15 protein-coding genes and 1 pseudogene are annotated in these 13,473 nt (G+C 51.8%); 1 reads left to right on the top strand and 15 read right to left on the bottom strand.

Annotated elements, in window-relative coordinates:
• Positions 1–285: 285 nt before the first annotated feature.
• Genes ACTRC3_RS08715 through ACTRC3_RS08740 form a run of 6 tightly spaced genes read right to left on the bottom strand, consistent with a single transcriptional unit; the run spans position 286 to position 6,248 of the window.
• Positions 286–828, bottom strand: coding sequence for a hypothetical protein (locus ACTRC3_RS08715; RefSeq protein ID WP_440322790.1), 543 nt, complete (start codon positions 826–828; stop codon positions 286–288).
• Positions 818–1,879 carry a hypothetical protein gene (locus ACTRC3_RS08720; RefSeq protein ID WP_440322791.1) on the bottom strand — a complete coding sequence of 354 codons (1,062 nt, stop codon included), beginning with the start codon at positions 1,877–1,879 and terminating at the stop codon, positions 818–820. Before ACTRC3_RS08720 ends, ACTRC3_RS08715 begins: the two co-directional genes overlap by 11 nt.
• 15 nt (positions 1,880–1,894) lie before the next feature.
• A complete protein-coding gene (locus ACTRC3_RS08725) occupies positions 1,895–2,905 on the bottom strand; it encodes an NAD(P)H-dependent glycerol-3-phosphate dehydrogenase (RefSeq protein WP_440322792.1) in 1,011 nt (336 codons plus the stop codon).
• A 12-nt stretch (positions 2,906–2,917) separates the two neighbouring features.
• Positions 2,918–3,562, bottom strand: a complete 645-nt coding sequence (gene plsY, locus ACTRC3_RS08730) for a glycerol-3-phosphate 1-O-acyltransferase PlsY (RefSeq protein ID WP_178038706.1) — start codon at positions 3,560–3,562, stop codon at positions 2,918–2,920.
• Positions 3,562–4,887, bottom strand: coding sequence for a ribosome biogenesis GTPase Der (der, locus tag ACTRC3_RS08735; protein ID WP_440322793.1), 1,326 nt, complete (start codon positions 4,885–4,887; stop codon positions 3,562–3,564). Before der ends, plsY begins: the two co-directional genes overlap by 1 nt.
• Before the next feature lie 35 nt (positions 4,888–4,922).
• The gene (locus tag ACTRC3_RS08740) at positions 4,923–6,248 is read right to left on the bottom strand and encodes a DUF512 domain-containing protein (RefSeq protein WP_178038704.1); all 1,326 of its coding nucleotides are present in this window, start codon (positions 6,246–6,248) and stop codon (positions 4,923–4,925) included.
• A 160-nt stretch (positions 6,249–6,408) separates the two neighbouring features.
• On the opposite strand from ACTRC3_RS08740, the gene ACTRC3_RS08745 reads away from it, so the two are divergent.
• A complete protein-coding gene (locus ACTRC3_RS08745) occupies positions 6,409–7,593 on the top strand; it encodes a ribose-phosphate pyrophosphokinase (RefSeq protein ID WP_440322794.1) in 1,185 nt (394 codons plus the stop codon).
• Positions 7,594–7,683: 90 nt separating this feature from the next.
• Here ACTRC3_RS08745 and pgeF read toward each other — a convergent pair whose 3' ends face one another.
• The 9 genes and pseudogenes from pgeF to ACTRC3_RS08790 form a co-directional block, all read right to left on the bottom strand.
• Entirely contained in the window at positions 7,684–8,583 is a 900-nt protein-coding gene (gene pgeF, locus ACTRC3_RS08750; RefSeq protein ID WP_440322795.1) for a peptidoglycan editing factor PgeF, read from the bottom strand.
• Positions 8,584–8,676: 93 nt separating this feature from the next.
• On the bottom strand, positions 8,677–9,036 hold the full coding sequence (locus ACTRC3_RS08755; protein WP_178038702.1) for a YraN family protein: 360 nt from the start codon (positions 9,034–9,036) through the stop codon (positions 8,677–8,679).
• A 154-nt stretch (positions 9,037–9,190) separates the two neighbouring features.
• Positions 9,191–9,859, bottom strand: a complete 669-nt coding sequence (locus ACTRC3_RS08760) for a ribonuclease HII (RefSeq protein ID WP_178038701.1) — start codon at positions 9,857–9,859, stop codon at positions 9,191–9,193.
• A 10-nt stretch (positions 9,860–9,869) separates the two neighbouring features.
• The gene (gene lepB, locus ACTRC3_RS08765) at positions 9,870–10,448 is read right to left on the bottom strand and encodes a signal peptidase I (protein ID WP_178038700.1); all 579 of its coding nucleotides are present in this window, start codon (positions 10,446–10,448) and stop codon (positions 9,870–9,872) included.
• Between the two features lie 2 nt (positions 10,449–10,450).
• Positions 10,451–11,308 (bottom strand): ribosome biogenesis GTPase YlqF, encoded by an 858-nt coding sequence (ylqF, locus tag ACTRC3_RS08770; protein ID WP_178038699.1) that lies wholly within the window; start codon positions 11,306–11,308, stop codon positions 10,451–10,453.
• Between the two features lie 21 nt (positions 11,309–11,329).
• Positions 11,330–11,908 (bottom strand): signal peptidase I, encoded by a 579-nt coding sequence (lepB, locus tag ACTRC3_RS08775; protein WP_178038698.1) that lies wholly within the window; start codon positions 11,906–11,908, stop codon positions 11,330–11,332.
• Positions 11,909–12,051: 143 nt separating this feature from the next.
• A complete protein-coding gene (rplS, locus tag ACTRC3_RS08780) occupies positions 12,052–12,399 on the bottom strand; it encodes a 50S ribosomal protein L19 (protein ID WP_178038697.1) in 348 nt (115 codons plus the stop codon).
• Between the two features lie 253 nt (positions 12,400–12,652).
• Positions 12,653–13,126 carry an MATE family efflux transporter gene (locus ACTRC3_RS08785; RefSeq protein ID WP_440322796.1) on the bottom strand — a complete coding sequence of 158 codons (474 nt, stop codon included), beginning with the start codon at positions 13,124–13,126 and terminating at the stop codon, positions 12,653–12,655.
• Between the two features lie 75 nt (positions 13,127–13,201).
• Positions 13,202–13,473 (bottom strand): annotated as a pseudogene (locus ACTRC3_RS08790) (uracil-xanthine permease family protein); the annotation flags it as partial.

Raw genomic sequence — 13,473 nt, forward strand, 5'->3', positions numbered from 1 at the left:
CTCCTGTATATCCTCCATTTTGCGGCGCTGACGCTTTGACGTCACAATGCTTTGACGTGTTAAAGTGCCGCATCACTTTTTACATTGTATACCGCGAGGTGCTTTTTGTCAATGCTTAATTTTGGAAAATGAGGTTGATAGAACGGAAGGTTGTAGACTCCGGGGAGAAACAGAAAGCCCTCGGGGGACACGCTGATTTTCCTGCTCGTCCCTACGGAAAATCGGCTAACGTCCCCCGAGGGCTTTCTGTTTCTCCCCGGAGATTTACGTTTGATTCTATGTCCGTTATTCGATTGTCATCTCAAAACTAATTCTCTCTCCACTGGAGTCCCCCGGATAATAATCCACCGTAAAGCTCTTCACGCCGTCCAGGATCTGCACAACCTGCTGATAGGTACCGATGCGGCCTGCGGGGAGGTAGGTGTAGTCGTAGTCTTCGAACAGGAATCGGGGGCGGGACTCCTCTTCTTCGGTGCCCCACCAGTCCAGTACATCGTTATACCTGCCGTTATCCTCGTTAAAATAGATACCGTAGTAGTTGTCCATGTAGCGGGTCTCATCTCCCTCGTTGGTGACCTGGAAATCCAGCCGGTAGAAGGTGTAGCCGTCCTCTGCCTGTGCGCCCTCGTAGGTGTCGCCCAGGCGTTCGCTGCCGATGGGTTCCAGAGTACAGTAGGAGCCACCGGTATCCGCGGTCATCATGCCGGGAATACTCCCTCTGAGCCAAAGCTTAAGGGTGACTGCCAGGAAAATAATTCCCAAGACCAGAAAGATACTGCCGACAATCCGAAATATCAGTGTATTTTTCTCCGTTGTCCTAGATTCCATCCCCGGCACCTCCATCCTGCGCTTCAAAGTCTTCCGGACTGGGTACCGCAACGGACAGATTGCCATTCTCATCAACAGAAATTTCCTCTGATGACTGGCCTTCTACTTCCGTCTCGTCAATGAAGATTTCTTCCGGCAGCAGACCTTCCGCCTCTGCCTCATCTGCGGCCTGCTCCAATTCTGCGGCCTCATCATCGGTCAGGCTCTTGATGGGCAGCTCGATCCTATGGCTGCGGAGCAGGTTGCCTCCGTCCCAGTCCGTGCAGTCGTACTCGTCCAACCACAGTACTGCTGTGTCCGCGTCAGCATCCACCAGGAAACCGTACCAGCCGTCGCAGTATGTCTCCCCTTTGAAGGAGCTGTCATCCAGCGCCGGATACACGCCCAGAATCTGCGCGTAGGGTTCAAAATAATAACTGGAAATGGGTTCCCGGTAATGGCCTTCTGTCTCCAGATAGATACCATAAAGCCCGTTGTAATCCTCGTACTGGCCGTCGCTCTCGCCCTGTACATGGACTGCCACCAGCTTTTTGCCTTCCTCCATGGTCGGGAAGACGTTTTGATCCGCCACTTCCCGGCACTCCAGTGCCTGCAGGGTGATGCCATCCTGGAAAATAAAGGAATCGCCCACCCGGTTTTCCACGATTTCCACACTGTTTCCGTCGTTCGTATCCGATACAATCACACTCGTCATAGTTCTGGTCGTCGTATAGTTCATGGTTCCCACAAACAGGAAGATACTGACGATAAAGAACAGGAGGCAGAATACAAAGAAGCCCACGCCCTTTTTCTTTGCCGTCTCCCCTTCGTAAGCTGTATAAGTATAGCCATCCTCCTGATAAGTAAAGCTTCCATCCCGTTCTTCGCCGGGATGGGCGCTGTAGGTGCGATGGCTTCTGTGGCAATCTTCGTCAGAGCGGTCGCCAAAGCGGTCATGCACGGCCTCATGCTGCTCCTCAGCAGTTTCCTGTCGGTTGAAGCAGCCGCATTTGGGGCAGATGCCATAGTATTTCTCGTAGTCAAATTTCTTATTGCAGTTGTAACAGCGCACAGGCGGCCCTCCCTCCTACTCCCAGGGGAGCTGTGAATTTTCGATTTTTTTATCGCGAAGCATCAGCTCGGTCACGGCCTCCTTTGGGGACTTGTCCTCAAATAGTACCTTGTTGACCTGCTCGATAATCGGAATTTCGATGTTATATTTCCGTGCAAGAGCCACAGCTGCCTTGGCGGAATAGACGCCTTCGACCACCATTTTCACCTCGTTCATAGCCTCCCGCATGGTGCGGCCCTGCCCCATCAGGTAACCGGCCCTGCGGTTCCGACTGTGTACCGAGGCACAGGTTACAATCAGATCGCCAATACCGGACAGGCCGTTGAAGGTCTCCTGGCGTCCGCCCATGGCGGTGCCGATGCGGCTCATTTCCGCGATTCCCCGGGTAATGAGGGCTGCCTTTGTGTTGTCGCCGTAGCCCAGGCCGTCCGCGATACCTGCCGCCAGCGCAATCACATTTTTCAGGGCACCGCCCAGCTCAATGCCCAGCATATCCGGGCTTGTGTATACACGAAATACCTGATTCATAAAGAGATTCTGGATGTACTCTGCTGTCTCCCGGTCATGGGCGCCTGCCACCACCGTAGTCGGTAAGCCCCGGCTAACTTCTTCTGCATGGCTGGGTCCCGACAATACCGCCGCACGGCAGTTTGGAATCTCATCTTCGATGACCTCGGTCATAATCTTCAATGTGCTTTCCTCAATGCCCTTGGATACGCATACGATTAACTGACCGTCCGCCACGCAGGGAGCCATATTGTGGGCCGTGCTGCGGATGCAGGCGGACGGAACCGCCAGCACCAGCATGTCCATGTTCTTCACGGCCTGCTGCAAATCATTGGTAATCTGAATCGCTTCGGGAATCTTTACGCCCGGAAGCTTATCCTTAAGCTCCCGGTTCTTTAAAAGGCTCTCCACCGAAGCCGCCGAGTGAGACCAGAGGGTCACTTCGTGCCCGTTATTGTGAAGCACCAGCGCAAGAGCCGTTCCCCAGCTGCCTGCTCCAATCACACCTGTTTTCGCCATAGTATTTCTCCTTTATTTCGCTTTCTGTCCAAGCTTGCTCTCCGTACCGTTTAAGAGTCTTCCGATATTCTTTCTGTGGCGGAAGATAGCCATCAGGCACAGGAAAATCGTAATCGCGTAGAGCTCATAGAGATGTCCCTGGGACAGTCCCCACTTTCCCTGCTGTCCAAACAGAATCGTTCCCACCGGCAGCCAGATGCTGACCAGAATAGACCCCAGGGATACGTAACGGGTCGCGCCCACGGCGCCTCCAAATAATACAACGGCCACCAGGGTCATAACCGGATCCAGGGACAGGTACAGACCTGCGGTAGCCGCAATGCCTTTTCCGCCCTTAAACTTCAGATAAAAAGGAAAATTATGCCCCAGAATCACACCCAGGGCTCCGTACATTCCCAGAAGCACGCCCATATTTTCATCCGGATAACGGCCCGCAAACAGGGCGCGTACCAGAAGCACCGCGAAGACACACTTAAAGCAGTCTCCCAGCAGGGTAATAAGGCCTGCCTTCCAGCCAAGCGTCCGGAGCGCGTTGGTGGCTCCCGCGTTGCCGCTTCCATGCTGGCGGATATCCGTACCTTTTAATTCTCCATAGATATAACCTGTCTGAAACAGTCCAAACACATAGCCGATCGCCACACATACCAGACGTATCATTACTGTTCTCCCTTTCTTTCCCGAATCAGGAACCGCAGAGCGGTTCCCTTGAAGCCGAACGCATCCCGGATTTTATTTTCCAGATATCTGGTGTAGGAGAAATGCATCAACTCCTTGTCATTTACAAAAATGACGAAGGTGGGCGGCTTTACCGCCACCTGTGTAATATAGAAAAGCTTCAAACGCTTTCCTTTATCTGAGGGCGGCTGCTGCAGGGCAACGGCCTCAGTCATAATCTCGTTCAGCACGCCGGTGGCCACGCGCAGATTCTGGTTCTGGATCACCATGTCGATGAGCTCAAAGAGCTTCGGCAGACGCTGACCGGTCACAGCGGAAATGAACGTAATCTCCGCGTAAGGCATATAGGATAAGATATTGCGGATCTTATTGGTATATTCGTAGACGGTCTTGTCATTTTTCTCGATGGCATCCCACTTATTGACTGCAATGATGATGCCCTTGCCGCGCTCATGGGCGATACCGGCGATCTTCGCGTCCTGCTCGGTGACGCCCTCTTTCGCGTCAATGACCAGAATGACCACGTCGGCCCGCTCCACCGCTGTCACGGTTCGGATGATACTGTAGCGCTCCAGCTCCTCTTTGATCTTGTTCTTCCGGCGCAGTCCTGCCGTATCAATGAAAATGTAGTCTTTGCCGTTCCGGCGCACCTCAGTGTCGATGGCGTCACGGGTGGTTCCCGCGATATTTGATACGATGACGCGGTTCTCGCCGATCAGCTTGTTGATAATGGAAGATTTTCCCACATTCGGTTTTCCGACGATAGCAATACGGGGACGGTCATCCTCCTCAACCTCACCGGTCTGCTCCGGGAAATGCTTCACGACCTCGTCCAGCAGATCGCCGATACCCAGTCGGGAAGCCGCGGAAATCGGCACCGGATCGCCGATACCCAGATTATAAAATTCATAGGTATCCGCCATAAACTTCTGGAAACTGTCCACTTTATTGATAGCCAGCACTACCGGCTTTCTGGAACGGCGCAGCATATCCGCCACCTTGGAATCCGCGTCCACCAGCCCCTGACGCACATCCGCCAGGAAGATAATCACATCCGCAGTATCAATGGCGATCTGGGCCTGCTCCCGCATCTGGGACAGGATGATGTCGCTGCTGTCCGGCTCGATTCCACCGGTATCAATCAGGGTAAATGCGTGATCCAGCCATGTTACATCCGCGTAAATACGGTCTCTTGTTACGCCGGGCGTGTCCTTTACGATGGAAATATTCTCCCCCGCAAGCGCGTTGAACAGGGTGGATTTTCCCACGTTCGGGCGTCCGACAATCGCTACTATCGGTTTACTCATTCTCTAATTTCTCCTATTCTTCTTGATACTCTATCTTAATTCTCAGATCGGCCGAGTACGGCATCCAGAAAAGATTTTCCGTCTGATTTTACAATAGTTATGGGCACTTGTAAAGCCCCGGACAGTTCTTCCACGGTCACATCGTCCAGGAATACCTGCTCGCCGCTCTTCATCATATGCTCGGTCAGCAAAAGCTCCTCGCCCAGGTTCAGGTCGGCTAACTGCTTTTTCAGATCCTGTCCGGTCAGAAGGCCGGCCACGGTAATCTTACCGCCAAAAAACTCATTTTTCACGGCTTTTACCTGCAAATCCAGTTTTGGATATTTGGCTTTAATCTCCTGACCAAGCTCTTCGAGAATCGGTGCTGCCAGTTCGCCGGTGGCTATGGTCACACGGCGCTCGCAATCGTCTCCAGCCAGGGCTGCCAGTTCTTCACGCACCTCTTCTTGCAGAAGCCTTATCATACCGACGCCATTTTCCAATTGCATGTATCCGTCGTAGCTGTCTTCTGTCGGAATCTCCTCCTCTGCCAGCAGATACCACTCGTCGCCTGCGTGAATGAAATGGCTGCCATATTCTTTATAGAGACGATCCTGCCAGCTGTGAATCAGGGCCAGCACTGCGCACGCGTCCTCTTTTGTAAAAGGTTCCAGAGGATACAGGCCGTCCCGGTAACGGGTCAGTCCCACCGGCACCACCGAGACACTCTGCAGATAAGGCAGATATTTTACCAGCTGCTCAATGCTGTATTCCAGCTCTTTACCGTCGTTGACACCTTTGCAGAGCACAATCTGACCGTTCATAACAATGCCCGCCTCATAGAAACGATCCACCTTTTTGAGGGCGTCCCCGGCGAAGCGGTTATGAAGCATCTGACAGCGAAGCTCCGGGTGCATGGCCTGGAAGGAAATATTAATAGGCTCCATGCGGTAGGTGATGATGCGCTGTACATCCTCGTCACTCATATTGGTAAGGGTCACATAATTGCCCTGCAAAAAAGAAAGCCGGGAATCATCGTCCTTGAAATACAGGGTATCCCGCATGCCCTTCGGCAATTGATCAATAAAACAGAAGATACATTTATTGCTGCAGGAACGATAATCGTCCATCATGCCATTTTCAAACTCGATGCCTAAATCGTCCTCGTATTCCTTCTCGATTTCCAGCTCCCACTCCTCGCCGTCTGCCTTGCGGACCAGAATCTCCAGATATTCCTCATTGATCAGATAGTGATAGTCAAAGACGTCTTTCACCGGCTGGCCGTTCACAGCCACCAGCACGTCTCCCGGCTCCAGCTCCAGCTCTTCGGCAATGCTGCCCGATTCTATGGTTTTGATTACGTGTTCTTTCGTTTTTTTCATATTTTCGCAAAAACTCCTTCTTTTCCATTTACCATCATACATTATTTGAAAATAAAAAGCAATCTGTCTTGACGATCTGTATCGGAAAATGGTATAAATGATATGTAGTATGTTTTCACTAACATATCGAAATTTACGTCATATTATTCGGAGGACAGTCATGTCAGAAACAAATCAGTTTGACAATATTTTACCCATCGCGCCGCTGAAAATCGCCGCTCTGGAAAGCAGCATGTATTTTGCCAGGAAGGTGGACAACTATCTGGTGGATTTTCGTAAGACCGCCAATATGCAGCACCGCGATAACGTATATTTTCAGGAGTATGCTCAGGATTCCTACCTGGTAGACTGCTCTTGTCCCCGTTTCGGAACCGGTGAAGCGAAAGGCCGTCTCGGTGAATCCGTCCGCGGAAGCGACCTGTTTGTCATCGTGGACGTCTGCAACTACAGCATCACTTACAATGTCTGTGGCCATGAGAATCACATGTCTCCGGACGATCATTATCAGGATCTGAAGCGTATCATTTCCGCTGCCACCGGTAAGGCACACCGCATCAATGTGGTGATTCCGTTCCTTTATGAGGGCCGCCAGCACCGCCGTACCAGCCGTGAGTCTCTGGACTGCGCGCTGGCCCTGCAGGAGCTTCAGAATATGGGTGTTACCAATATCATCACCTTCGACGCCCATGACCCGCGTGTACAGAACGCCACCCCTCTGAACGGCTTTGATAATTTCCAGCCGCCCTATCAGTTTATGAAGGCGCTGCTGCGCACCGAACCGGATCTGCAGGTGGATAACGATCACTTAATGATCATCGCCCCCGACGAGGGCGCCATGGAGCGTGCGGTATACTTCTCCAACGTCCTGGGTATCGACCTGGGTATGTTCTATAAAAGAAGAGACTACTCCACCATCGTAAATGGCAAGAACCCCATCGTAGCCCATGAGTTCCTGGGAACCTCCCTGACCGGCAAGGACGTCATCATCATCGACGATATGATCTCCTCCGGCGGAAGTATGCTGGATGTGGCTAAGCAGATGAAGGAGCGGGGTGCGCGCAACGTCTACGTCTGCTGCACCTTCGGCCTTTTCACCGATGGCTTTGAAAAGTTCGACGAGTACTACGAGAAGGGCTACATCAAGCGTATCGTCACCACGAACCTGAACTACCGCTCTCCGGAGCTTCTTGAGAAGCCCTACTACACTGAAGCGGATATGACCAAGTTCCTGGCTACGATTATTGATACCATGAATCATGACACTCCGATTGGAAAGATCAACAACCCGACCGAGAAGATCCGGAAGCTCCTGGAAAAGAGGCAGAACGGAGATCTTGGGAAATAAATCAGAACTCCGATAAAACAGGGGCCGATGCAAAATTATCGAAACAGATAGAATTGCATCGGCCTTATTATTTATCCCAAAATAACCACTCTATTTCAGCATCAGGAATGCCCCCAGATTTCCGCGCTTTCCATGGGACGCCCGGTGGCTGAATAAAAGAGAGGAATTACAGCAGGTGCAGAGATCTGTGACTGCTGTGTGCTCCGGCAGAATTCCTGCTTCCCGGAAAATCAGCTCGTTGGACCTCCAGAGATTCAGCTGGTACTTGCCATTTTCTTTGGCATAGTATAATTCCGGCCAGTATTCCTTTGAAAACGCCTTCCGGAACTCTTCGATCACATCGGCGCTCACCTCATAGCAGTCCTGACAGATAGAGGGACCGATAACTGCCCGGATGTCCGATGGGTTACTCCCATATTCTTCCTGCATTCGTTCTACTGTCTTTTTTCCGATCTTTCCCACCGTACCCCGCCAGCCGGAATGGGACAGGCCGATGGCCTTCTTTACCGGATCCACAAAATACAGCGGTACGCAGTCCGCGTAAAAGGTGGCCAGCACAAGCCCCGGCACATTGGTAATCAGGCCGTCTATGTCGGTGTAGTCCTTTGGGCGCGCAAAACCCTTGCCCCGATCGGCTTCGGTGACAGCCCGGATGTTCGTGGTATGGGTCTGATCAGAGCAGACCAGATCGGCGCAGTCGAAGCCCACAGCTTCGCCCAGCCTCCGATAGTTTTCCCGTACCGCTTCTTCCCTGTCGCCACGGGTGAAGCTTACGTTCATGGTACTGCAGACGCCCTCGCTAACGCCGCCCAGACGGGTGGAAAAGGCGTGGGTAACGATGCCGGTTTCCTCCAGAAGGGAAAATTGTAAAAACGGAACGCCTGCACGCTCCACCAGGTGTGTCGTTATTCTGTCTTTTACTTTTTTCCATTCATAGACATTCTCTCTGTCCAGCTTCGTCATCTCAACCGCTGCCTGTTTCTGTTCCATTCGATTTTCTCCTTTGCATTGCCACCGATGTCTTTCCTTCTTCACTGTATTTATTTTACTTTTAAACTTTTCTTGATTGAATATTATATTTATTCAATAAAAACAATAAGGAAAGGCATCCCGAATCAGCCGGATGTTCCTCCCCTGAATCGCCACCACATCAAATCGACAGGCCTGCCCGTCCGAAACGCGGTGCTTCATCCGGTAATAATCAGCCACCTTACATATTTTCTGCTGCTTCCGTAGATTTACGGCCTCTGCCGGAGTCCCGTAAGCCGCGTTCCTCCGATATTTTACCTCTATAAATACAAGTGCGCTGCCGTCCCGGGCGATAATGTCAATCTCACCCAGACGGCAGCGAAAATTCTGTTCCAGTATCTCATAGCCCTGCGCCTTCAGAAACACAGCGGCCAAAGCTTCCTCTTCCGTGCCGATTTGACGGCGGTTTTGCATAGAAGCCTCCTAAATTTTTTCAGCGCATCTTCTTGAATTGTAAACAATTCAAGAAGCATCGGATATTCATCCGATGTGAAAAGAATAGCAAAAACAAGCTTACAAGCAAGCTTGACACTTGTTTTCACTATCCTTTTCGCGCCCTCTAAATTATTTACGTATAGTTTTTAATAAAGGTTCTGCGATGAATCGGCGTCGGCCCCAACTCCTTCAAGGCCGCGATATGCTGCGCCGATCCGTAGCCCTTATTGGACGCGAAGCCGTATCCCGGGTAAATCTCCTCGTATTCCACCATCATATGATCCCTGGTGACCTTGGCAATGATGCTGGCCGCCGCAATGGACACACTCTTGGCGTCGCCCTTGATAATGGGAACCTGGGGAATCTCCACCAGCGGAATCGTCACTGCGTCATTTAACAGGACGGACGGCTGCACCTTCAGATTGGAAATCGCCATCCGCATGGCCTCATAGGTGGCCTGCAGAATGTTGATCTCGTCGATACGGGCCGGGCTGATAACGCCGATGCCCGTCGCCACCGCCTTTTCCATAATCTCATCATACAAAAGCTCACGCTTTTTCTCCGACAGCTTCTTAGAATCGTTAAGATAGAGAATCTCACAGTCTGGTGACAGAATCACAGCTCCGGCCACCACCGGGCCTGCCAACGGTCCTCTGCCCACCTCGTCGATGCCGCAGACGGCTCCATAGCCCCCGTACTGATGCTCAAAGGAACGCATGCCCTCCAGACGCTCCCGCTCCTTCGCTAATTTTTCCTGTTTCCGCTGCTCCCGCTCCACGCGCAGCTGCTCTGTCTTTGTCATAATTCCGCCTCTACTGATGCTTCAAAATGCCGAAAGAATCCAGGGGCCAGATACGCAGCCATGCCCGTCCGATGATCTCTTTCCGGTGAATCAGCGCCACGCTGGGATCACGGCTGTCTGAGCTGTAGTTCCGGTTATCGCCCAACACGAAATACTCATCATCACCCAGGGTAATGGGCTCCGCAGCCAGTCCTGCGTCCTGCATGACCTCGCGGCCATAGGATTCCTCAAGCACCTCTCCGTTGATATAAATCTCACCATCTGCAATCTGCACGGTCTCACCCGGCAGTCCGATGATACGTTTGATATAATACGTATTATCCTTGTAGCGGAACGGAAACACAATAATGTCAAACCGCTCCGGATCGTGGAACCGATATGTAAGCTTATCCACGATCAACTGATCGCCGTCGTCCAGGGTATTTTCCATAGACTCACCGCTCACATGGGTCCGCTGCCCTACAAAGGTAATAATCAGAAATGTGATAGCCAGAACAATGCCCACATATACCAGCATGCCGAGAAGCTCCCGCATAACATTCGGCTTCTCTTCTGTCTCGATATCCTCTCTGTTATCTCTCTGTTCCATTGTCAGTCCTCCTGCGCCTGTTCCGGCAGCTCCAGTGTGATTTTGCCCAGCTTTCCACTCCGGAAATCTTCCAGCAGGATAGCTGCAGCCTTGGTCAGATCCGGTTCTCCGCCCTTCATCAGGCAGCCCCTTCGCTTCGCGATCTCTCCCAAAAGCTCCACCTCGCCAAGCGCCTCATCTGCGTCATATCGCTCGTTGATGGTGCCGCTGTACCTGCTTTTCAAAAGCTTCAAAAGTTCCAGAGACAACTCCTCTGTATTCAAAATTTCTTCTTTAATGGAACCAATCATAGCCAGCTTGATACCCACCTCCTGGTCCTCAAACTTTGGCCAGAGGATACCCGGGGTGTCTAAGAGTTCCACCTGCTTATTCAGGCGCACCCACTGGGCGCCCTTGGTGACGCCGGGCTTATTGCCGGTCTTGGTGCAGGCCTTGCCCGCAAAGCTGTTGATAAAGGTAGACTTGCCCACGTTGGGGATACCCGCCACCATAGCGCGGACCGGACGGTTCAGGATACCTCTTCTTCGATCGCGCTCAATTTTCTCCTTGCAGGCTTCCTGGACAGCTGCGTTCACACTCTTAAAGCCTGCACCGCTGCGGGAATTGAGCTTCACCACCTGGAAGCCCTTTGCCCGAAAATAAGCGCTCCAGGCCTCGTTGGCCGCCTCGTCCGCCAGATCGGACTTATTTAACAGGAGCAGTCTCGCCTTATTGCGGCCCAGATCGTCGATGTCAGGATTTCGGCTGCTCAGGGGCACACGGGCGTCCACCAGCTCGATGACCAGATCCACCAGCTTGATATTCTCCTGCATCATTCTCCGGGCCTTGGTCATATGTCCCGGATACCACTGTATATTCATCGTTCATTCTCCATTTTTTATCTATTTCAACCACCCGAAGCGCTCCCCGGGCGTCACCACAAACCAGGCCCTGCCCAGTATATCTTCCTTTTTTACATTGCCGATGTTGGCGCTTCGGCTGTCCTCACTGTTGTTGCGGTTATCGCCCAGCACGAAATATTCGTCCGTTCCCAGCTTTACGCCTTCCTCAGCCAGTCCTGCGTCCTGCATGCTTTCGGTCTGTACGGTCTCGTTCAGCAGCTCGCCGTTGACAAAGACGCGGCCGCTCTTGATGGTGACGGTGTCGCCTGGCTTTCCTACCACCCGCTTGATGTGGTAATGGGCGTTCTGGTTGCCGTTGGGCTTAAACACAATCAAATCTCCGTAGGACGGTGACTTCACTTCATAAATCAGACGGTTAATTAACACCTTATCGCCGCTTTTCAGGGTTGGCTCCATAGACTCGCCCACATTGCTTAAGGAATAACCGAAAAACCAGACCACCATACAGCCTACCACAAAGGCCAGAATAATCTCTCCTATCCAGACTGTCGCTCCCTGCAGAGCGGACAGATTGATTGTTCTTTTTCTCCGTCGGAAGTTTAATCCTCTTCTACGCATCGTTACTCCTCCACAACCTTTCCAAACAGGATTCTGCCCCTGCAAAATCCCCGCCTGCCCGGAGGGCCTTTCCTGTGTCCCAAAGCTACATGAAAGAAAAAGGGAGAATTTTCATTCTCCCTCTTATCTTTACAACTTCGTGATTATTTTACAAGCTCTTTCACCTTTGCGCGCTTTCCTACACGTCCTCTTAAGTAGTTCAGTTTCGCACGTCTTACCTTACCATGACGAACAACCTCAACCTTCTCTACGTTCGGGGAATGCAGCGGCCATGTCTTCTCAACGCCTACGCCGTTGGAATTCTTTCTTACAGTAAAGGTAGCGCGGGCTCCGCCGCCCTGCTTCTTCAGTACGATACCCTCGAATACCTGAATACGCTCACGGTTACCCTCTTTGATCTTACCGTAAACCTTTACGGTATCTCCTACCTTAAACTCCGGTACTTCAGCCTTCAGCTGCTCAGCCTCAATGTTCTTAATAATCTCGTTCATTTCGTTGTCTCCTCCTTATTTTCTGGATGTTCTTACCGCCAGTACAAAGGACCCGAAACCGCACCGGAGGCCGGCGCGTATCTGTCTCGCTTCTCTCTCGATCTTATCAAATAGAATTCTGCCAAAAGATGCCCTTTCCGACTGCTGCAGCAGCGGACCATCTGCTTTTTTATCACAACGTGGTTAATTTTATCATAGGAATCCTGAAAATGCAAGGATTTCTTTCTATCATTTTCATATAATTTTCTTAATTTTATTTTAAAGCGCCCACCTGAATCCAGCGTCCCCGCAGAAGCCGGATCAGGAAAAAGATACCGCGGCAGATAAGTTCCACCGCCATAGTCGCCCAGACGCCTAAGACCCCGAACTGTCTAGTAAATAAGAGCACCGTCACCACACGGATGCCCCACATACTGCACAGATTGATGAGAAACGGGCCCTTGCCGTCTCCCGCGCCCAGATACTGGGCTACCTGCACGGAAAAGCCGATGGCCGCAGCATTGACAAAGGCATTCATGAACCAGATACTGCTGGCCACAACACCGATGGCTGCTGTAGCCTGATAACCCAGGCCCCCCACCATGGCTGTATCGATATAACTCATAAGAGTCATTACGAGCTGCTCCAGGATCGCCGGAACAGACAGGGAAACCACCAGCTTCATCTGTTCTTTTACCGGAATTGCCTCGCCTGCGCGCAGGCGGGCGCTCACCTCAAGCATGTTCATAGTGACTTCCTGTTACACCGTAATGCGCAGAAATCACGCCAACAGCGTGATTTCCGGCTTACTTATATAAATAATTTACGCATGAATACCCCGGTTCTCGTCGCCGGACTCATTCACGCCGAACTCATAATCATTGCCCGGCAGAATCATGTTCAGCAGGATGCCTGCGATAGCTGCGATAGCCAGCGCAGTCAGGGTAATCGGGGTGCCGCCTACCGTGAAGGTGATGCCGCTGCTGAAGCCCAGTCCGCATACAAAGATAACGCCTGCGATAATCAGGTTTCTGGACTTAGTCAAATCTACCTTGTTCTCTACCACGTTACGCACGCCGATGGCAGAAATCATAC

The sequence above is a fragment of the Laedolimicola sp. genome (genome assembly GCF_051972735.1).
GTDB lineage: Bacteria > Bacillota > Clostridia > Lachnospirales > Lachnospiraceae > Laedolimicola > Laedolimicola intestinihominis.